At 35.8% G+C, this 21,325-nt stretch carries 17 protein-coding genes; 2 read left to right on the forward strand and 15 right to left on the reverse strand.

Features of this window, described 5'->3' with window-relative positions:
- Positions 1 to 24 precede the first annotated feature (24 nt).
- The 3 genes from ACTXGU_RS15280 to ACTXGU_RS15290 all read right to left on the reverse strand — a co-directional run bounded on the left by ACTXGU_RS15280 (position 25) and on the right by ACTXGU_RS15290 (position 3,526).
- Positions 25 to 894 (reverse strand): 6-phosphofructokinase, encoded by an 870-nt coding sequence (locus tag ACTXGU_RS15280; RefSeq protein ID WP_443482392.1) that lies wholly within the window; start codon positions 892 to 894, stop codon positions 25 to 27.
- A 235-nt stretch (positions 895 to 1,129) separates the two neighbouring features.
- Positions 1,130 to 1,975 carry an aldo/keto reductase gene (locus tag ACTXGU_RS15285; protein WP_443482393.1) on the reverse strand — a complete coding sequence of 282 codons (846 nt, stop codon included), beginning with the start codon at positions 1,973 to 1,975 and terminating at the stop codon, positions 1,130 to 1,132.
- 354 nt (positions 1,976 to 2,329) lie between these two features.
- Positions 2,330 to 3,526: an MFS transporter gene (locus ACTXGU_RS15290; protein WP_443482394.1), complete on the reverse strand. Its 1,197-nt coding sequence runs from the start codon at positions 3,524 to 3,526 to the stop codon at positions 2,330 to 2,332.
- 300 nt (positions 3,527 to 3,826) lie between these two features.
- Between ACTXGU_RS15290 and ACTXGU_RS15295 the strand changes: the two genes are divergently transcribed.
- Entirely contained in the window at positions 3,827 to 4,210 is a 384-nt protein-coding gene (locus tag ACTXGU_RS15295; RefSeq protein WP_443482395.1) for a winged helix-turn-helix transcriptional regulator, read from the forward strand.
- 360 nt (positions 4,211 to 4,570) lie between these two features.
- Here ACTXGU_RS15295 and ACTXGU_RS15300 read toward each other — a convergent pair whose 3' ends face one another.
- A complete protein-coding gene (locus ACTXGU_RS15300; protein WP_443482396.1) occupies positions 4,571 to 4,711 on the reverse strand; it encodes a hypothetical protein in 141 nt (46 codons plus the stop codon).
- 161 nt (positions 4,712 to 4,872) lie between these two features.
- On the opposite strand from ACTXGU_RS15300, the gene ACTXGU_RS15305 reads away from it, so the two are divergent.
- Entirely contained in the window at positions 4,873 to 5,754 is an 882-nt protein-coding gene (locus tag ACTXGU_RS15305) for a PhzF family phenazine biosynthesis protein (RefSeq protein ID WP_443482455.1), read from the forward strand.
- Positions 5,755 to 5,896: 142 nt separating this feature from the next.
- On the opposite strand, the gene ACTXGU_RS15310 is transcribed toward ACTXGU_RS15305, so the two are convergent.
- The 11 genes from ACTXGU_RS15310 to hpf all read right to left on the reverse strand — a co-directional run bounded on the left by ACTXGU_RS15310 (position 5,897) and on the right by hpf (position 21,093).
- Complete coding sequence (locus ACTXGU_RS15310) at positions 5,897 to 7,321, reverse strand: S41 family peptidase (RefSeq protein WP_443482397.1); 1,425 nt, start codon at positions 7,319 to 7,321, stop codon at positions 5,897 to 5,899.
- 205 nt (positions 7,322 to 7,526) lie between these two features.
- Complete coding sequence (locus ACTXGU_RS15315) at positions 7,527 to 9,896, reverse strand: heavy metal translocating P-type ATPase (RefSeq protein WP_443482398.1); 2,370 nt, start codon at positions 9,894 to 9,896, stop codon at positions 7,527 to 7,529.
- A 264-nt stretch (positions 9,897 to 10,160) separates the two neighbouring features.
- Positions 10,161 to 10,496, reverse strand: a complete 336-nt coding sequence (locus ACTXGU_RS15320) for an ArsR/SmtB family transcription factor (protein ID WP_443482456.1) — start codon at positions 10,494 to 10,496, stop codon at positions 10,161 to 10,163.
- 530 nt (positions 10,497 to 11,026) lie between these two features.
- Positions 11,027 to 12,412, reverse strand: a complete 1,386-nt coding sequence (locus tag ACTXGU_RS15325; protein WP_443482399.1) for a murein hydrolase activator EnvC family protein — start codon at positions 12,410 to 12,412, stop codon at positions 11,027 to 11,029.
- A 318-nt stretch (positions 12,413 to 12,730) separates the two neighbouring features.
- A complete protein-coding gene (gene ftsX / locus ACTXGU_RS15330; RefSeq protein WP_443482400.1) occupies positions 12,731 to 13,624 on the reverse strand; it encodes a permease-like cell division protein FtsX in 894 nt (297 codons plus the stop codon).
- On the reverse strand, positions 13,614 to 14,300 hold the full coding sequence (ftsE, locus tag ACTXGU_RS15335; RefSeq protein ID WP_443482401.1) for a cell division ATP-binding protein FtsE: 687 nt from the start codon (positions 14,298 to 14,300) through the stop codon (positions 13,614 to 13,616). The genes ftsX and ftsE overlap by 11 nt, the downstream gene beginning before the upstream one ends.
- 425 nt (positions 14,301 to 14,725) lie before the next feature.
- A complete protein-coding gene (locus tag ACTXGU_RS15340; RefSeq protein ID WP_443482402.1) occupies positions 14,726 to 15,025 on the reverse strand; it encodes a c-type cytochrome in 300 nt (99 codons plus the stop codon).
- Between the two features lie 296 nt (positions 15,026 to 15,321).
- Positions 15,322 to 16,134 (reverse strand): YitT family protein, encoded by an 813-nt coding sequence (locus ACTXGU_RS15345; protein WP_443482403.1) that lies wholly within the window; start codon positions 16,132 to 16,134, stop codon positions 15,322 to 15,324.
- 224 nt (positions 16,135 to 16,358) lie between these two features.
- Positions 16,359 to 17,469 (reverse strand): peptide chain release factor 2 gene (prfB, locus tag ACTXGU_RS15350; protein WP_443482404.1). Its coding sequence is split into 2 segments (ribosomal slippage): positions 16,359 to 17,396 and positions 17,398 to 17,469, totalling 1,110 coding nucleotides; the frame shifts between segments, so codons are not numbered across the junction.
- A 276-nt stretch (positions 17,470 to 17,745) separates the two neighbouring features.
- Positions 17,746 to 20,262 carry a preprotein translocase subunit SecA gene (secA, locus tag ACTXGU_RS15355; protein ID WP_443482405.1) on the reverse strand — a complete coding sequence of 839 codons (2,517 nt, stop codon included), beginning with the start codon at positions 20,260 to 20,262 and terminating at the stop codon, positions 17,746 to 17,748.
- 276 nt (positions 20,263 to 20,538) lie between these two features.
- Entirely contained in the window at positions 20,539 to 21,093 is a 555-nt protein-coding gene (hpf, locus tag ACTXGU_RS15360) for a ribosome hibernation-promoting factor, HPF/YfiA family (RefSeq protein WP_443482406.1), read from the reverse strand.
- Positions 21,094 to 21,325: the final 232 nt, after the last annotated feature.

Below are 21,325 nucleotides of genomic sequence, written 5' to 3' on the forward strand. Positions count from 1 at the left end.
TGTTCAATCATTTTCAATTTTTACTTATCCATTTATTTCTTTAAAAATAATTCCGTCTTTTTGCACGATTAACTGGCCTGTTTGCTTTTCATTTGCAGTCCACAGCAAAATGCCTTCTGCTAATTCATTTGCCAATATTCGGTCCATTGCGGTTGGGTTCGTACCCATGCATAATGCTTCATCGATTTCTGCATATTTCCAATCAGCATCTATTTTACTTACTACTTCTTTTTCAACTACATCTGCTAATGATACACTATAAATCAAAACATTTGAAGTATTCAAATTATCAAAAGATTTAGTAATATTTTCACTTAATTCTATTACTTCGCCTATTTCATAATCATTTGCTAAAAAATATCCATCAACTGCGATCGCTATATCTTGCAGCATACTTGTCGGCGGTTGTCCTTCAATGGAAAAACCAAATAATCTTGGCTTATCGTATTTTAAAGAATGAATGGTATCTTTTACCTTTAAAATATTTTGTGTAATACTGTTCAGCGCTGTATCATAACCTAATGACGAATCAGATTCCTTCATATTATTGTAAATCGAAGCTGGTACAAATAGTGAACGGACTTTTTCGCTAGAAGCCAATTTAACTTCCCATGTTTCTTTTGCTTGTTGATCTCCGATAATAATAGCAATATCCATATCGGAAAAAAGTTCTTCCCAATTGGAGACATCACCGATTACAGATAATTTCAACATAGAATGACCTAAATAAGGAGAGTCACTTGTCGGCTTTAATTCCCGATAAGAAACCTTTTTATCATGGCCTACTTCCAGTCCAATTACGTCATGCTTTGGTGATAATTCATGATAAAGCTTATAAATAATTTTTTTTACTCCTGCTGGAAAAATTCCTAATACGATAACTCCAACTTTCAAATTCGTTACCTCCTACTTTTCATCTCAAGTTGTCATCCTACACGTATTATATAGGAAAGTTCTGAAAATGGGTATCACCTTACACCATCCAATTTTTTTCTCCTTCTGTTTCAATCTATGATGGAAGTCGTAGACAGTTTATATCTTCTTTAACTAGCCCATTTAAAAAGGCCGTCTTATAAGTCGGTTATACCAACTTACAAGACAGCCAAAGATTAATTATTTGTTTTATCTATTAAAAATCGAAGTTATCTGGGTCTGGACCTACTCTTGTATCTTGATTTAATGCATCGATTTGATCCATTTCCTCTTTTGTTAATTCAAAATCAAATACATTGCCATTCTCTATAATACGGTGTTCTTTAATAGATTTTGGAATCGTAATGATGTTATTTTGTAAATCCCAACGAATAATCACTTGTGCAACTGATTTATTATATTTCGCAGCGATTTCTTGTAATTCTTCATTATCTAATAATTGGCCTTGCATTAATGGAGACCATGCTTCTACTTGAATACTATGTTTTTGGCTAAAGCTTATAAGTTCTTTTTGCGTTAAGCGTGGATGTAGTTCTATTTGGTTAATCATTGGTTTTATTTCTGCATCTTTCATCAAATCTTCTAGGTGATGAATTTGGAAGTTACTTACGCCGATTGCTTTTATTTTTCCATCTTTATATAATTTTTCAATGGCTTTCCAAGCATCTTTATATTTTCCTTCTTTTGGCCAGTGAATAAGATATAAATCTAAGTAATCCAACCCTAATTTTTCTAAACTTACTTCAAACGCTTGTAACGTTTCTTCGTATCCTAAGTCGTCATTCCAAACTTTTGTAGTAATAAATAAATCTTCTCTTTTGATGCCGGCAGCAGCGATTCCTTCTGCAATTCCTTTTCCAACACCTGTTTCATTATCATAAATTGCTGCTGTATCGATGCTTCTGTAGCCATTTTTTATCGCGGTGGAAACAGAATAAGTAGTTGTTTCTCCATCTTCTACTTTAAAAACTCCTAAACCTAACCACGGCATTTTTACTCCATTTGCTAACGTAACTGTAGATTGTAAATTCATTTTTTCCATTCCCCTTTTCTATAATAGTTTTTTAAAGTATAGGCTCTTTTCCTATAGATTGTTGTTATTTAACCCGCAGCCTGAATACACTCCGCTTTCCGCGGACGAGTGCCGAGCCTCCTCGTCGCTATGCTCCTGTGGGGTCTCGTCTTTCTCGCTTTTCCCGCAGGAGTCTACGTGTATTCAGACTGCTCTGTATGTCAACAATGTTTATTATTTATTCAAAACTACAAACTTTTAGAAAATAGCCAAAGTATAAAATGAGAAGCAGCAAATCTCTCGCTGATGCGTTTTTACAAGTACATAGAAGTCTGCTATTCAGAAACTCTACCGCCTCCCACTTTCCTCATTCTGTACTTCGTTTTATGCTTCTACTTCAATTTGTACCGTTCTTTTTTCTAACATTAAACTATATCCAGTTAAAATAACGGCTAATGTAACCATTAATCCACCAACCCAAGTAGTATGAATGAGGCCAAGCTGATCTGTAACGATTCCTCCTAAATAGGCACCTATTGCTATGCCAGCATTAAATGCTGCTATATTGATTGCCGATGCCACATTTACTGCGGTAGGAACAAATCGTTCTGCAAGCATCACGACGTACACTTGCAATCCAGGTACATTCATAAATGCCAACAAACCCATAAAGAAAATCGTTAGTAAACCAGCAACTTTAAATGGAATGGCAGCCATTAATATAAATAAGACAACCGCTTGCACGATAAACATATAAAACAAGGCCAATAAAGGATTTTTATTAGAGAGCCTGCCGCCAATCACATTGCCGATTGCAATAGCAATTCCGTATAAAAGCAATATCAAAGCAACCGTTCCTTCTTTAAAACCTGCTATCTCACTTAATAATGGCGATAAATACGTAAAGACAACAAATGTCCCACCATATCCTAATGCTGTGATGATAAACATAAGCAACAAACGCCCGTTTTTCACCAATTTAATTTGATCGCTAAATGTTACCTTGCTGCCTTTATGCAAATTGGATGGCACTAGTATCGTGTTGGCGATGAATGCAATAAGGCCAATAATCACAATCGCTAAAAACGCCATTCGCCAACCGAACTGCTGACCAAGAAATGTACCAAAAGGAACACCAGTTACGATTGCAACCGTTAATCCTGTGAACATAATCGAAATAGCCGTTGCCCTTTTATCCTTTGGTACTACATCTGCTGCAATAGTGGAGCCTATCGACATGAACACACCATGTGAAAATGCAGAAATGATGCGAGCAACAAGCAAAACAGTTATATTGGTAGCAATAGCAGCTATACCATTTCCAATAATAAAAATAATCATAATCCACAGCAGCAATGTTTTTCTTTGCATATTAGATGTTAAAGATGTTAAGACAGGGGCACCTATTGTAACACCTAGCGCATAAACAGATACTGTAAGACCAGCCGTTGTAATCGATATGCCCATATCATTTGAAATGAGCGGAAGCAAACCAACACTAATAAATTCAGTTGTTCCTATCGCAAAAGCACTTATTGATAAAGCTAACAGTGCTAATATACTGCTTTTTGGTAAAGCCATAGTATCCTCCTCCTTTATTTATGAAAAATAATAATCGTTCCTACATGTTTTAGGGTAAAACAATATAGATATAACTTTTCTCACTAGCGATAAATAATCAATTGCAATTCTACCGGTTAGTGTTATTATGAATCATATAGGAAGATAAAAAAAGTACGTACTTTTAAGTAATGAAGGCACCAAAAAGATATATAGGTACTTTTTAGTGCCTATCAGACGTCGAAAAGCATACGCTTTTGATTAACCTTATTTCCCATTGATAATATTTTGTTAAAATAATAAAAAAGGAGTATAGCTGAAATGACGAATAAAAAATTAGAACCAACTCAAAAAAAATATAATATTTCGGTAGAAGCAACACTCGAAGTAATCGGCGGTAAATGGAAGTGTGTGATTCTTTGTCATTTAACTCATGGAAAAAAACGGACGAGTGAATTAAAACGACTAATGCCAAATATTACCCAAAAAATGCTCACCCAGCAGCTGCGAGAATTAGAAGAAGATGGCGTCATTAACCGAATTATTTACCAGCAAATTCCGCCAAAAGTAGAATATGAATTAAGTGAATACGGAAAAAGCCTAGAAAGTATTTTAGATGACTTATGCAATTGGGGAAAAAAACATATCGCTAAGGTGTATGGCGATGAAAAGTTGATGCTAGAGGATAGTATTTTAAATAAATAATCTGGATAAAAATCAAAAAATTCCATAATAATCATTCTCCTATTATGTAAACAGTTATAGAGATTCTCCTATTTCATTGGCTAATAGGATAGAAAGTTGAGAAGACACTGTCAAAAAATTGATAGCCTTCTCAACCTTCTAACATTTTCAAATATAATTAGTCTATATGATTTGAAAAATGTTGTTTCGTAAATTATTTATATGTTCCTCTATTTGCTCTCTAAAATATTGTAAAGTGGGGTCTTTTTAGTATTAAAGGCTATAATGAAATTTAAAATATAACAGCAACAATTCCATCCAACCATTAATAAAAATTCAACTAAAGCTTTGCTCAATGCTTACACACATTAATAAGATGTATTATATAATTTCGTAATTCTGAAGCAACTCTACCCTTCCATTATTTTCAAATTCAATAAGTGCTAAATTTGATATCGTTTGCTTAAAAGATGGTGAAAAATCAATATGTCTTTGTTTAAAGCTAGCGAAACTCGTCTCCATTAGATCATCCATTGCAGAAGTAATATGAGGAATCCAATTTTCACAGCATTTTGCTAATAAACTGTTAATTTTCTCATGTATATCAATTAGTTCATTAAATAATAAACTTGACTAAAATGAAATAAATGGTATATTCCTAACAAAAGAAGTAGGGGGTACTTATAGTGAAAATGAATTATTCTATTGTTGATGTATTTTCACAAGGAAAATATACAGGCAATCAACTTGCTGTTTTTAAAAACGCTGGAAACATTTCGAGCAATGACATGCAGCAAATAGCGAAGGAAATTAATTTTTCGGAGACTACTTTTATTTTATCTAATACAAAAAAAGACGACGGTTATGACGTTCGAATTTTTACACCTAATGAGGAGGTACCTTTTGCAGGACATCCTACTTTAGGAACGGCTTTTATTATTCAAAACGAAATATTAGAGAAACCTTTGGAGAAGCTTACATTAAATTTTAAAGCTGGACAAATTCCAGTTACGTTTGACAATCATGAAGAAATTCTATGGATGAAACAAAATGAACCGACTTTTGGTAAAGTTTTAGATAAAAATCAGGTTTCTGATATTTTAAATATTAATCAAGAATACATAGACAATAGATTTCCTATTCAAGAAGTTTCAACTGGACTTCCAGTGATCATTGTACCTTTAAAGTCTTTAGAAGCTGTAAAAAAAGTAAAAATAAATAAAGAAAAATACTTTGAGTTAATTGCACAAACAGACGCTAAAGCTATAATGGTTTTTTCTCCAGAAACGTATCATACAGAGAATGATGTAAATGTTCGAGACTTTGCAGATTATTATGGTGTTCCTGAAGATGCTGCAACTGGAAGTGCCAATGGTTGTTTAGCTGCTTATTTGGTTAAATATCGGTATTTCGAAAAAAGTGAAATAAACATACGTGTAGAACAAGGATATGAAATCAACAGATCTTCTTTATTGTTTTTAAAAGCTAATATTGATAATGGGAAAATCAACATAAATGTAGGTGGTAGAGTAGAAAAAATTGCTCAGGGTGAATGGTTTTTATAATATCCTTTTTACGATAAGGAGAATTTCTACTATTAACCAGTTATTCTAAAAATATCAGCCTAATTTTTTCTATCCTATTGTGAATGAAAACCACTTTATGCCGGAAAAAAGGCTGATATTTTATAGAAGTTTTTTCAAACCTTTACCTTACAATATACCGCAGCGCCATTTGCAGCTGAATATCATTTTCTTCTTTTTTCATTTCTGACCGAACTTCTTCCTGCAATTTTGAAGCAGTATGTGCATCAATCATTCCGGTTGCCTGCAGCCCATTCTGATTTTGAAATGCCTTAACAGCCGTTTCCGTTTGTGAGCTGTAATATCCATCTTCCCGATCCGTTCTATATCCTAAGCTTGTTAATATTTCTTGTGCGTATTTTACTTGCTCATCATTATTTTCCCTTTTTAATGTTTCTTTTATCTGCAATGGATGGGTTTGATATAATGCTGTTTGTTCTACTACTAAATTAGGTTGGATTCCCTTTTTATGAATCCAATTCCCATCTGGTGTTAACCATTTAAACAACGTTAATTTGATTTTGCTTCCATCTCCCATTGGAACAGCTTGTTGAACCGTGCCTTTTCCAAAAGTTCTTTCGCCGATTAATGTATAGTTTGCTGCTTCTTTTAAGGCTCCTGCTAAAATTTCAGAAGCGGATGCACTGCCTTTATCGACAAGGACTACTACTGGATAGTCTTTTTTGGTTTTTAAATGTGAGTAAAACTTTTCTTTTTTTCCATCTCGACGCTCGATTTGTACATATGGTTTTTGTGCAGGTACAAACTCTTCTAAAATACTATTTACACTCGGAAGAAGTCCACCTGGATTGCCGCGTACATCTAAAATCAAGCCAGAAATGCCTGTTTTTTCTAAAGATTTCATGGCAGTTTTGAACTCAGAAGCTGTTTCTTCTGAAAAAGAGGTGATTTGCAAATAGCCGATATTCTCTCCACCGTCTCTTTTTATCGATGAATAAACAGTAATTTGCGGCACTTCATCACGTACAACAGTCACAGAAATTGGGTTGTCTACACCAGGTCTTTCAATCTCTAAATCTACTTCCGACCCTTTTTTCCCACGTATCTTTTTAATGACTTCGTATAAATCCTCCCCTTTTATATTTTGTCCGTCCACTTTTACGATTTCATCATTTGGTTTTATTCCTGCTTTTTCTGCCGGAGAATCTTTTATAGGCGAAACAATCACGATTTTTCCATCTTCGGTGCTTATCTCTGCTCCTATCCCCTCAAATGAAGGGTCCAGTGCTTGATCAAACTGTTTCGCTGTATCTTTATCCATATAAACAGAATAAGGGTCATCTAAAGTGGAGAGCATTCCTTTAATCGCCCCTTCTTCAAGCTTCTCTTTGTCCACTTTTTGTACATAATTATGAAAAATCAACTCGTATGCTGTTTTTACCTTTACTAAAGAGTCTGTCTCACTATCTTGTGTATACGTGTTCATCTCCTGTTTCTCTTTATTAAAAGCACTCATTCCAATATAGGTACCACCTGCTCCTGTCAGAAGAGAGCCTGTCATACAAATTGCCAGCCATTTTCGATTCATCGTGATCGCCCTTTCTACATTAACTGAAACTTCCTCCCATACATTGCTTCAATTATATGTGGAACACGGACAAGTTATGATGAAATGATTTGTCTCTGTATATGGAATCTTGTAGTAATTTCTTTTTACCGTTATTGCACTCCTTTTTCTCGCCGTTGCACCATAAAGAAAGGAGTTTCCCTATTATAGAAAGCTCCTTTCTCGATTATATATTCTTCACTTTCAATACTCTCATTGCATTTAGAACCGCGAGCAGCGTAACTCCAACATCAGAAAATACTGCTTCCCACATCGTTGCAATCCCAAAGGCTCCTAATAAAAGAAATACTCCTTTTACGCCAAGAGCAAATACAATGTTTTGCCAAACAATGCTTCGCGTCCGTTTCGCAATCTTAATGGCTGTTGCTATTTTGGACGGTTCATCTGTCATAATGACAATATCAGCTGCTTCAATTGCCGCATCAGAACCAAGGCCGCCCATTGCCATGCCAACATCCGCTCTCGCTAATACAGGTGTATCATTAATGCCATCACCCACAAATAAAACCTTATCATTTTGCGCTTTTAACTTGTCTAATCTTTCAATTTGTTCTACTTTATTTTGTGGTAATAGCTCTGCGTGAACTTCATCAAGTTTTAACTCTTTGCCAACTTTTTCAGCAACTGTTTTGCTATCCCCTGTTAACATAATCGTCTTTTTTATTCCGAGCTCTTTTAACGCTTTGATTGCTTCCGGAGCATCATCTTTTATTTGATCCGAAATAACGATTGATCCAATGAATTGTTTGTCTACAGCAACATAGATAACTGTTCCAACTTCTTGAACAGGAATAAAATCAATTGTTTCTTTTTCCATCAATTTATGATTTCCAGCTAAAATTTCTTTTCCATCCACCATTACTTGTATGCCATGTCCTGAAATTTCCTGATAATCTTGTACTTTTTCTGCGTCAATTTCTTCCGTATAAGCCTTACGAATCGATAAAGCGATCGGATGATTAGAATGACTTTCTGCATAAACAGCGTGTTTTAACAGTTCTTCTTCTCTTATCCCACTAACAGGTTGGATAGATGCTACTGCAAATACTCCTTTTGTTAATGTACCTGTTTTATCAAACACAACATATTTCACATCATTTAACGCTTCTAAATAGTTGCTTCCTTTTACAAGAATTCCTGATTTAGATGCTGCGCCAATACCGCCAAAAAATCCAAGCGGTATAGATACAACCAATGCACATGGACAAGAGATAACTAAAAAGATCAATGCCCGGTACACCCACTCCGAGAAAGTGGCGCTGCTAATCAATAACGGAGGAATGATAGCTAACATAGCCGCAATAATAACTACTACCGGTGTATAAAAACGCGCAAATTTTGTGATAAAATTTTCTGTCGGTGCTTTGCGGCTGCTTGCATTTTGCACTAATTCCAGTATTTTCGAAACAGTTGATTCGCCATATTCCTTCGTTACTTCTACTGTTAATACACCGTTTTTATTAATAAAACCACTTAAAACCTCGCTGCCTGTTTCTACTTCTCTTGGCAGTGATTCTCCGGTTAATGCCGATGTATCTACCATCGAATTTCCTTCGATTACTTTTCCATCAAGAGGAACCTTCTCTCCTGGTTTCACAACAATCGTATCGCCAATGCCTACTTCTTCAGGGGAGATTTGCTTTATATCGTTCCCTACTTTTATATTGGCATAATCAGGACGTATATTCATTAAGCTGCTGATTGATTTGCGAGAACGGTTAACGGCAATCCCTTGAAACAATTCGCCAATTTGATAAAAGAACATCACTGCGACACCTTCTGGATATTGCTGCACAGCAAATGCACCAATTGTGGCAATCGCCATTAGAAAATGTTCATCAAACCATTGACCACGCATGATATTTTTAACCGCTCGCAAAACAATATCTCCGCCGATGATAAGATAAGCAAGGAGAAAAAGAAGAAACTCCGTAAAAGCAGAAAGTGGTGCAAATAAACCGATGCTTGCCACTACAGCTCCCATTCCTAATCGAACAATCATCTTCTTCGTATTTTCACTTCCATGATCATGGCTATGTTCATGTCCATGATCTTTTTGATTAGCGTGGCGCACTGTTACTTGTGGTTCTATACGCTTTATTATAGCGGTTGCTTGTTCTATCAAGTGATCAAGCTCTCGGCGTGGTGCTTCTATTATAAGTTTTTTTGCGACAAAATCGACAGATGCAGCAGCAACACCGTCTATCTTTACCACTTCTTTTTCTATTTTTGCGGCGCAGTTTGCACAATCTAAGTTTTCTAAAACCAAGGTTGCGCTGGAAGCTTGGTTTTTCTGTTTTTCTTTTACTTTAATATGCGGTTCTAATGTATGAATTTTTTTTTGTGTTTTCGTTATAATTTCCTCTTCATCCTGCTTATTTACTTGCATCGATAAAGTTTGTGTAGCAAAGTTTACCGAGCAGTTGTCCACTCCAGAAATAGAGGCAATCCCTTTTTCGATTTTCATCGCACAATTTGCACAATCAAGACCTTCTAATAAATATTCTTTTTTTGCCAGCTGTTTCGCCTCATTCACATTAATCTCCTCTTTCTTGTGAATTCTCGTTTACTCTATTAAAATTGGATGATTTTATTTCCATGAAAATATTTATTTAAACAACTTCATTTTGAATACCAAACAATATATGAACATTTACTCATATATACATATTTATTATATGAAGGAATCTTACAAACTGTCAATGTATATTCCTATTATTTTTTAAAAGGGACGATATTATTCACTTTATTGTCATAATAAAGTGAATAGTATCCCCCCCTCACCAGTCATTCTACCTAATTAATGATGCATCGCGTGATCAATCATTTGTTGTAATACTCCCATTACATGTTCATCATCACAAGAATAAATCATCGTTGTTCCTTCTCTACGATATTTAACAAGGCGGAGATTCTTTAAAAACCGTAATTGATGAGAAACGGTTGATTGCAGCATTTCCAGGCTTTCAGCAATTTCGTTAACAGAATGGGGTTTTTCTGAAAGCAAATGAAGAATTCTGATTCTTGTAGGGTCGGATAATGCTTTAAAAGTTTGCGACACAATAAATAAAGTTTCTTCATCCAGTTGATTTTTCGAATCGTCTATTGGCCGATCATTATTATCAAAGGTTGTCATCTTTTCCACTTACTCCTCTGTTTTAAAGTAGGTGTTCAAAAAGGAGGATAAAAAGAGCCGAAAACTTCATGGAAGTCTAGCTTAGAGCACCGAAGCGTAGGAGCGGTTGAAGCAAACTGACGCAGAAATTCGACAGCTATTTTTCCCGGACTTTTTGAACAACCTAAAAACATTTTCTTTATTATAACATAGAAAAGTTTTTCCTCATTTCAAAAGAACTTGTCACACCCATCCCACCCCTTCTTATAGAGGCGATAGTCAATTACATTGCCTTCTTTCCTCTTAGCATAACAAAAAATCCTTTTATCTTCTTTTTTATTGGTTTTATCTTCTATTTTCTATATTTATCTTCTTTTTTGTCGGATTTATCTTCTTTTTTTCCGATTTATCGATTTTTTGACAAAAACCGCTAAAATCCGACATTCTCTCTTAAAGAAATGTACAAGCCTGAAGCTAGACAGCCATCTAATTAAAAAAACAGCCGGTTCATATAACCAGACTGTTTTGATGATATTTCTGTATTTAGTTTTTTACATCGGTACAATGCCAATTGGATTGATGGCATTTGATTTTGCCGCATTCCATTCGCCCTTATGTAATTCAAAATGTAAATGCTGACCGAAAGATTCACCTGTATTTCCCATTAAACCAATCTGTTGACCTTTGTGTACCACTTGTCCTGTACCAACAGCTCTGCTTCCAGATTGTAAATGAGCATAAACAGTTGTATAAACCTGTCCATCAATGTAATGAGAGACAAAAATAACTTCTCCATAACTGGATGATGTATAAGATCGAATCACGACACCATCTGCAGCTGCCACAACTGGCACCGTACCACTTGCTGCAATATCAACTCCAGCATGGAATGAACCCCAACGCATTCCTAACCCCGATGAAATATAACCGCTTGCCGGTCTTGTAAAACTGCCAGCTGAAACTGCAGGTGCTGGTACGGTCTCAGTATAAGAACTTTCCGTGCCGGAGCTAGTGTCGGTGTCGGAAGAAGAACTAGAGTCACTTGTACTATTTGCTTTTGCAGCAGCTTCTGCCGCTGCCGCCGCCGCTGCTTTTCTCTTTCTTTCTAACTCAGCTTTTCTTGCAAGCTCTGCTCTTCTTGCTGCTTCTGCAATACGTACCTTCTCGAGCTGAATCGCTTTTTCCATCGCCACTTTTTGATCTGCTAAAATCGCTTCTTCTTCTTCTAATGACAGCATTTCTGCATGAATATGATTTTCTTCTTTTTTCAGCTTCGCCATTAAATTATCTTTTTCTTTTTTTTGTCCATTTAAACTAGACTTCATGTTCTCTAAGTCACTTAACATTTTTTCAAGTGAACTTAACTTTGTTTTTAGTTCTGCTTGTGATTGTTCTAACAGCTTCTTATCCGCTTCTTGTTCTCTTAGAATATCCTGGTCTGCTTCTAAAATAGTAGCAACCGCACCCATTCGGTCAATAAAATCACTAAAGCTTTGTGAGCCCATTAGTACATCGATATAACTGACAGCTCCACCTGTTTCTTGATACGATCTGGCTCTATCTTTTAACAGCTCATTTCGTTTTTCTATTCTTTCTTTTACCTCTTTAATTTGTGCTTCTAATTTTTTAATCTCTGCTTTCGTAGTAGAGACTTGTTCTTTTTTTTCAATAATTTTCACTTGTGTACTGGAGATAGCGGTATTTAGCCGTGCAATTTCCGCTTTTACATTTGATTGTTGATCTTTGACATCACTAATTTCTTCATGTTTATCAGTTAATTTCGTTTCCACATTATTTTGTTTGTTTTCAATCTCTTTTTTCTCTTGATTGAGTTCATTTAAGGAATTCGCAAACGCAATAGTATTTGGTGCCTGTGTTACGACGACGCCAATTCCAAGGGTCGCAACAACCGTTAATTTCACGATAGATTTTTTCAAGGGTACAGCTCCTTTCCCCACTTCGTTACGATTATGTAAAAGTCTATTTACTTTTTATGTATAATCATTTCGCAACATATAAAATATCCCCACATGAGAGACAGAAACTATCATGCGGGGTAAAAACCATTGATATATCGTCTTTCTTTTGTATCTATAAAATTAGTTGTTTTAAAGACAAAAAGTCCGGGAACCATTGCCGTCCAATCTCTTCGTTGTCGTCTCTACAGTCCTTACGTAGCACTCCACTACGTTCCGGGCTTCGTGACTTCTGCGCCTCGACCTTCACAGCTCTGTTTGTCCTAACTTTTTGAACTTCTATATTCTTAAAAACTTACGAATACTCATAACACTTCCCCAAATTCCGATAACTGCCCCCATAAAAAGAAGCAATATAGAAACTTGATATACAAACGGTGTAAAGTTCAGTATATCAATAAAGTTTGAAGCTAGTTTCGGTTTTACATATTGATATGCATAATAATAAATGGCCGAGACAGCGGCAATTGGTATAATCGATCCTAATACCCCTAACCACATGCCTTCAAGGAAAAATGGCCAGCGAATAAACCAGTTTGTTGCACCTACTAATCTCATAATCTCAATCTCACGCCTTCTTGCAACAATCGTAATTTTAATCGTATTAGAGATTAAAAACATCGCAGTAAACAACAAGCCAATAATTAATACAATTCCAACATTCCTACTGACGCTTATCACTTTAAATAGTTTTTCAACAGAACCTTGTCCGTATTTTACTTTCGATGCATGGTCAAATCCTTCAATTTCTTCTGCAACCTTGATCGTGTCAGTTGGATTTTTCGTTTTTATGATAAATACATCGTTTAGTGGGTTATCTTGTTCAAACAGTTTAAATGCGTCTCCATCTTCCCCAAGACTGACAATTAAATTATCTAATTCCTCTTGCTTTGGAGAAAATTTAACACTTTTGACTTCTGGTATCTGTTTAATCCGATCCCGTAATACATCTTGCTCTTTTTTATTTGCCGCAATATCGATGTGTACACGAATTTCCACATTTTCCTCAATGGTTGTCGCAACTTTATTTAAATTCATCATAATAACGAAAAAGACACCGACAAGAATTAAAGTAATGGTTACCGAACTTATGGAAGCAAATGTCATCCAGCCATTTCTAAATAAGCTTTTAAAGCTTTCCCTTGCGTGTCTACGAACTGTCCTAACCTTCATATCCGTATTCACCTCGCTGCTCATCCCGAACTATTCTTCCACTTTCAATGGCTATAACACGATGTTTGATTGTATTGACAATATCTTTATTATGTGTGGCCATGATAACGGTTGTCCCTCTATTATTAATCTCTTCTAATATATTCATAATTTCCCATGTAGTCTCTGGATCCAGATTCCCTGTAGGCTCATCGGCAATCACCAATTTAGGTGAATTCACAATCGAACGTGCGATAGACACACGCTGCTGTTCACCACCGGAAAGTTCTGTTGGCAGCATTCTTACTTTATGTTTTAGACCAACAAGACTTAATGTTTCCATCACACGTTTTTTTATATACTTTGGATTTTCTTCAATAACTTCAAGAGCAAAAGCAACATTTTCATAAACTGTTAAGGTTGGAAGTAGTTTAAAGTCTTGGAAAACAACCCCCATATTTCTTCGTAACAACGGAACTTTACTTGTTTTTAATTTTGCTAAATTAATCCCATTTATCATAATCGTACCTTGTGTAGGTTTTTCTTCACGATACATCATTTTTATAAAAGTAGATTTCCCAGCTCCACTCGGGCCTACTACGTAAACAAATTCACCTTGACCTATTTTAACATCCAATCCATTAACGGCTATTACACCGTTGGAATATTTCTTTACCACATTTTTCATTTCTATCATTTATTATCACACCTGATTTTTATTTGTTAGAAACTTTGCAAAAAAAAACATAATTCGACAAATATTAACCGACTAAAAAAGACAAGCAAAAAAAAAGACAGCTTGCTTTTTCATTACAGAAGTTATTATATCATCATAATACGGTAAATTATATGGAAAAAATTATTACAGTTTCTTTTCAAACATATCAAAAAGTACTATTATTAACACAAATTAGTAGCTATATAACTTAAATAGTACTACTCATCGACCAAATTCGTCTTTTTTCGTTCTAACTTTCATCAATATAGATATTTTAACCCATTTATTCAGGATAAAAAAGGAAAAAGGAACGTATTTTTATAAAAAAGTCACATAGAATTTTTCCACAAAAAAAGAAGTCGTTATTCTTTAGGTAATGAATAAAAAATAACGCACTCCTTTTTTTATTTTTTTTCCGCTAACCATGCAGCTACTGCCTTTGCATCTTCCCCTTCTAAAACTCCTTTAGGCATCTTCCCTCTTCCTTCGCGGATTATCTTCTCGATATCTTCTTCTGAAAGCTTGGACCCAATCGTTTCTAATTTTGATCCATTTATATCGCCATGGCAGATAGAACATTTTTGATTAAAGAGTTTTTCTGGGTCGCCTGCTTTAGCAGAGCTAGAGGATGAATCATCCTTTTTACCGCAGCCAGATAGGACGATTAATATTAGAAATAGGATGGCTATTAGTTTCTTTTTCATCCTGCTCAACTCCTTTTTGAGGATATTCAAAAAGCTACCAAATGATAAGCGGCGAATCTCTTCGTTGGCTTGCTTTTCCGCTACTCACGTATTTAATTGTATACGTTCTGTTGCTCAAAGCTACGCCGCCTCGACCTTCTTGCTTCTAAATCGGTACCTTTTTGAACACGTACATTAAGAGCAAATCATAACTTTATTATACCAATTCTATTTTCATCCCGCATTAATAAGTAGGGAAAAAATACCTTATAAGCTTACGAAGAGCAAAGAAGGTGAAGAAAGCTATTGTTAAATATTTATTTAAAACCCTTCCCTAGCACTTCTGATGCATCCATCACAATTACAAATGCCGAAGAATCAATAGACTGCACAAGAACTTTCAGCTTAGTAAACTGCGATTGATGTACGACACATAAAAGGATTGGCCGTTCATAATCTGTATAGCCGCCATGTGCTGTAAGCCTCGTGACCCCTCTATCCATTTTTGTTAATATTTGTTCTCTTACTTCTTCTTGTTTTTCCGTGATAATAAGTGCCATTTTGGAGCTTCCGATGCCAATTTGTACAAGGTCGATTGTTTTACTTGTGACAAATAAGGCAATAAGCGCATATAATCCTTGTTCAATATTAAAAACAATCGCAGCAGATATAACAATTAACCCGTCAATCATCGCAACACATTTTCCTAAAGACATTCCGGTATATTTATTAATCAGCTGTGCAGCTAAATCTGTTCCACCTGTAGAAGCCTTCCCTTTAAAAACAATGCCTATACCAAGCCCTACCCCAATACCGCCATATATTGACGCTAATAAAGGCTCGTTCGTCCAAGGCTCAATATCTTTTGACAAAAACACAACAAATGGCAGAAATATAGTTCCGACTAATGTTTTTGCTCCAAATTTCTTCCCTAATAAAATAACGCCAGCAATAAATAATGGAATATTAAATGCCCATTGCACAAAGGCCGGCTCCCATTGAAATAATTCATCTGTTATTGTACTAATCCCACTTACTCCACCAGATGCAATATGGTTTGGCAGTAAAAATAAATTAAACGTTAACGCGACAATCGCTGCCCCGATTAACACGTAAATATACTCACGCACGAAACGACACCTCTTTAAAATTTTGTCTATTTCTGTCTCAACTATTTTTCATCAAAATACGACAGATTTCTTCTCATTATTTTTTCCCAAGCAGAGAGTATATCATCCATTTGGAGAGGTGTAAACCGCGTTAGATTAGCGTGTTAAAGGGGTGAAATATAGATTTATTTTGTTTTGCACGAGAAAAAACCACCACAATTTTGTGATGGCTTCTTCGTACAATATTATTCACTAATACTCAGTTTCGAACGAAGATACGCGTTAATAAATACATCTAAGTCTCCATCCATTACCGACTGGGTATTCCCTACTTCTGTGTTTGTGCGATGGTCTTTCACAAGGGAATATGGGTGGAATACGTAAGAACGGATTTGGCTTCCCCAGCCTATTTCTTTTTGCTCTCCGCGAATTTCTGCTAATTTTTCTTCTTGCTCTTCAATTTTCTTTTGGTAGAGCTTTGCTTTTAACATTTTCATAGCTGTTTCTCTGTTTTTAATTTGCGAACGTTCTGTTTGGCAGGAAACGACCACACCAGTTGGGATATGGGTAATCCGCACCGCAGAATCGGTCGTATTGATATGCTGTCCACCTGCACCACTTGCACGGTACGTATCAATTTTCAAATCTTCCGTGCGGACTTCAATTTCAATTTCATCATTAAATTCCGGCATTATTTCACAAGAAACAAAGCTCGTATGTCTGCGCCCTGACGAATCAAATGGAGAAATGCGCACAAGACGATGGACGCCTTTTTCTGCTTTTAAATAGCCGAAAGCGTTATGACCTTTAATCGCTAATGTAACACTTTTAATCCCTGCTTCATCACCAGGCAAATAATCTAATGTTTCCACTTTAAAGCCCTTTTTCTCCGCCCATCTTGTATACATTCGAAGCAGCATGCTTCCCCAGTCTTGAGATTCCGTTCCGCCAGCACCTGGATGCAGCTCTAAGATGGCATTATTTTTATCATAAGGTTCACTTAACAGTAAATTAAGTTCAAATTCGCTTAATCGCTTCACTAACTGTGTAAGCTCGCCTTCTAATTCTTCTCTTAAATCTGCATCATCTTCTTCTTTCACTAACTCATATGTTAATTCTAGGTTTTCATATGTTTCAAAAAGATCATGAAATTCATGTACTTGATCCTTCAATGCATTGCTTTCTGAAATAACGGTCTGTGCAGCCTGCTGATCATTCCAAAACTCTGGCTGCAGCATTTCATCTTCCAGCTCAGCAATACGCGCCTCTTTGTTATCTAAGTCAAAGAGACCCCCTAAAGTTTTCTAGTGTTACCTCTATCTTTTCTAACTCATTACGAATATCTGCTAATTCCATTAATCTGTCACCCTTTGTTTAAATATAGTTCAATTATCGTTTTAAAATTGCTACCTTCTTGTATTATATGGCTTTTTGCAAAAAAAAGCATGTATTGCTGTGAAGTTTTGATTTTCTGTTACTTAGTAAAGGGATTTTGCTAATAACATGTATAGTTTCCACTTCACAAAAGCTAGCTTGTTTTCTAGAAATAATAATAGCCACTTTCGCAAAATACTCCACACCAAAGAAAAACCTGCCTCTTATTTAATTAAGAGACAGGCTTCCTTTCAACTATTAAACGTTACTGCCGCAGCAGTTTTTATATTTTTTGCCGCTGCCGCAGAAGCAAGGCGCATTTCTGCCAACATCTAACTTTTTCGTTGCTGGTCTTCTCTTCGGTTTCTTTTCGCCATCTTCTTTTGGATTAACAGCTTGCCCTTTGATTACTTCTTCCCTCTCCAAGTTGTTGCGAATTTCTGCCTTCATAATATATTTCGCCACATCTTCTTCAATGGAAATAACCATTTGTTCAAACATTGCATATCCTTCTCCTTGATATTCACGGAGCGGATCAATTTGACCATATGCTCGTAAATGAATTCCTTGACGAAGTTGATCCATTGCATCAATATGGTCAATCCATTTGCTGTCAACAGCACGAAGCACAATCACTTTTTCAAATTCGCGCATTTGCTCAGATGCTAATTGTTCTTCTTTTTCATCATAATTTTTGATCACTTTATCAAAAATCATATCTACAATTTCATCGCCGTCTTTGCCGCGAATTTCACTTAATTGCAGCTCGCCTTCATGAAGAAGGTTACCATTTGCATAGTCAATAATGGCTTGCAGGTTCCATACTTCTTGGTCTTCATGATCTGGTGTATGTGCTAATACATTGCGCTCTAAAGATGATTTAATCATGCCTTCCACAATGGAGCGTAAGTTTTCAGCAGTCAACACTTCATTACGCTGCTTATAAATAATTTCTCGTTGTTGACGGAGCACATCATCATATTGCAACAGCTGTTTCCGTGAATCAAAGTTATTACCTTCGACACGTTTTTGCGCGGATTCTACTGCACGAGAAACCATTTTGCTTTGAATAGGCTGCGAATCATCCATGCCTAGTCGTGCCATCATGTTTTTCATATTGTCAGAACCGAATCTGCGCATTAACTCATCTTCCATAGAAAGGTAGAATTGTGTCACCCCAGGGTCTCCTTGACGTCCGGAACGTCCGCGAAGCTGATTATCAATACGTCTGCTTTCATGACGCTCTGTACCAATAACTGCTAAACCACCAAGGTCTTTAATGCCTTCTCCTAATTTAATATCGGTACCACGACCAGCCATATTCGTTGCAATCGTGACAGCACCTTTTTCACCAGCATTGGCAATAATTTCTGCTTCTCTTTCATGGTTTTTCGCGTTTAACACATTATGCGGAATCCCTTTGTTTGAAAGATATTTCGAAATAATTTCAGAAGTTTCGATCGCAACCGTACCAACAAGAACTGGCTGTCCTTTTTTATAACGTTCTGCGATATCTTCAACAACTGCTCTAAACTTGCCATCCATGCTAGCGTAAATTAAATCAGCACGGTCATCACGAGCGATTTCTCTGTTTGTTGGAATAACAACAACATTCATATTGTAAATATTACGGAATTCCTCTTCTTCCGTTTTTGCCGTACCAGTCATCCCGGAAAGTTTTTCATACATACGGAAGTAGTTCTGGAATGTAATCGTTGCAAGCGTCATGCTCTCATTTTGAATTTCCAAGTTTTCTTTCGCTTCAATAGCCTGATGCAGCCCATCACTGTAGCGGCGTCCTTTCATTAGACGACCTGTAAATTGGTCAACAATCACAATTTCTCCGTCCTGTACAACATAATCTACATCATTATGCATGCTGGCATGCGCTTTTAACGCTTGGGAAATATGATGGTTAATCGCTACATTGGAAACATCAAACAAGTTCTCAATTTGGAAAACACGTTCTGCTTTCGACATTCCTTCTTCTGTCAGCTGAACCCCTTTTGTTTTTTCATCATAAATATAATCTTTTTCTACTTTTAAGCTGCTTACAAATGTATTGGCACGCACATATAATTGCGTTGATTTTTGTGCAGATCCAGAAATAATCAATGGTGTGCGGGCCTCATCGATTAAAATAGAATCGACCTCATCGATAACCGCAAAAAAGAGCGGTCTTTGCACTTTTTGCTCATTATAAAGAACCATATTATCACGCAGGTAATCAAAGCCTAATTCATTATTCGTACTATACGTAATATCCGCACTGTAGGCTTCTTGTTTTTCCTCTTTTGATAAAGAGTTTAAATTCAAGCCAACGGTCAATCCAAGAAATGTATATAATTGACCCATTTCTGCAGCATCACGAGTAGCAAGATATTCATTGACTGTTACAACATGTACACCTTTTCCAGAAAGTGCATTCAAATAAACTGGCATCGTAGCAGTTAACGTTTTCCCTTCCCCTGTTTTCATTTCAGAAATATTTCCTTCATGAAGGGAAGCACCACCCATTAACTGAACAGGGTATGGGTATAGACCAAGAACACGCTTAGCACCTTCACGTACAACAGCAAAAGCTTCGACAAGCAAATCGTCTAATGTTTCCCCTTTTTGATAGCGCTCTTTAAACTCCTCTGTTTTAGCTTTTAATTGCTCATCCGATAATGCCGCAGTCTCATCTGCAAGCAATTCCACCTTATCTGCAATTTTTGTTAGTTTTTTCAAATCGCGCTTATTTTGATCAAACACTTTATTTAAAATTCCAAGCATTAAAAAACGCTCCTTTGTGTATATGTTTATATCGACCGTTTACACGTTAAAAAACGAATCACAGTCTTATTAGTATAGTTATAATACATTAAGATCAGATGAAAAATCTTTGTAGCTTTTGTTAATTTGCTACTATACTATTTCAAAAAATCATGGTAATTTTCCACCTGTAAACTTCTTTATCTTATTTATCTTACCATTTTCATACTTGAGTGACAACTTATGTACTGACACCGCAAAAAATCGCAAGGCTCAGCGCCTTGCGATTTGCTGTTATTATAATGCTTCAATCAAACCATATTTACCGTCTTTTCTTTTATAGACGATATTAGTTGTATTTGTTTCTGCATCTGTGTAAACAAAGAAACTATGTCCAAGCAGATCCATTTGCAAGATTGCTTCTTCGCTATCCATCGGCTTTAAATTAAACCGTTTTTGACGAACAATTTCAAAATCTTTTTCATTCTCTTCTACCTCAGCAGAAGCAGCGACTTCAAATGTACCAAACAGTTCTTTCACTGTGCCTTTTTCGCGGAATTTGCGGTTTACTTTCGTTTTATGTTTTTTTATTTGACGTTCTAATTTATCAACTATTAAATCAACGGCTGCATACATATCTTCATGGTCTTCCTCCGCACGCAACACCAATTGGCTCATCGGAATAGTCACTTCCACTTTTGATGTTTTATCATTGTACGTTTTTAAATTGACATTCACATTCGCATCTGGTGTTTCGGAAAAATAACGCTCTAATTTAGAAATTTTCTTTTCTACATATTCTCGTATTGCTGGAGTTACCTCAATGTTTTCTCCTCTAATGTTGAAGTTCATATAGCTGTTCCTCCTTCATATTTCCAGTGCAAGAATTATATACCGAAAAGAATAAGAAATTTTCTATTCGGTGATTTTTTGACCATACTATATAATTCTATTAGCTCCTTTAAAACTCCTGCTAAATTTTTTAAAATTTTCGACAAATTTATTAATAAAAAGTAATTTTTTTCTCAAACTAGACATTTTCTTTGCTATATCACTTGTTGCTTTGAAAAGATTCTTGACGAAA

Source organism: Niallia sp. 01092 (genome assembly GCF_052318935.1).
In the GTDB taxonomy this organism is placed as follows: domain Bacteria; phylum Bacillota; class Bacilli; order Bacillales; family Cytobacillaceae; genus Niallia.

Bases quoted from the DNA above. Each gene is read 5' to 3' on its own strand.
- ACTXGU_RS15320 (WP_443482456.1), bottom strand. From the start codon at position 10,496: ATGACAACCTTTGATAATAATGATCGGCCAATAGACGATTCGAAAAAT.
- ACTXGU_RS15285 (WP_443482393.1), bottom strand. From the start codon at position 1,975: ATGGAAAAAATGAATTTACAATCTACAGTTACGTTAGCAAATGGAGTA.
- ACTXGU_RS15295 (WP_443482395.1), top strand. From the start codon at position 3,827: ATGACGAATAAAAAATTAGAACCAACTCAAAAAAAATATAATATTTCG.
- ftsX (WP_443482400.1), bottom strand. From the start codon at position 13,624: ATGAAGGTTAGGACAGTTCGTAGACACGCAAGGGAAAGCTTTAAAAGC.
- ftsE (WP_443482401.1), bottom strand. From the start codon at position 14,300: ATGATAGAAATGAAAAATGTGGTAAAGAAATATTCCAACGGTGTAATA.
- ACTXGU_RS15300 (WP_443482396.1), bottom strand. From the start codon at position 4,711: ATGGAGACGAGTTTCGCTAGCTTTAAACAAAGACATATTGATTTTTCA.
- ACTXGU_RS15340 (WP_443482402.1), bottom strand. From the start codon at position 15,025: ATGAAAAAGAAACTAATAGCCATCCTATTTCTAATATTAATCGTCCTA.
- ACTXGU_RS15310 (WP_443482397.1), bottom strand. From the start codon at position 7,321: ATGAATCGAAAATGGCTGGCAATTTGTATGACAGGCTCTCTTCTGACA.
- secA (WP_443482405.1), bottom strand. From the start codon at position 20,262: ATGCTTGGAATTTTAAATAAAGTGTTTGATCAAAATAAGCGCGATTTG.
- hpf (WP_443482406.1), bottom strand. From the start codon at position 21,093: ATGAACTTCAACATTAGAGGAGAAAACATTGAGGTAACTCCAGCAATA.
- ACTXGU_RS15290 (WP_443482394.1), bottom strand. From the start codon at position 3,526: ATGGCTTTACCAAAAAGCAGTATATTAGCACTGTTAGCTTTATCAATA.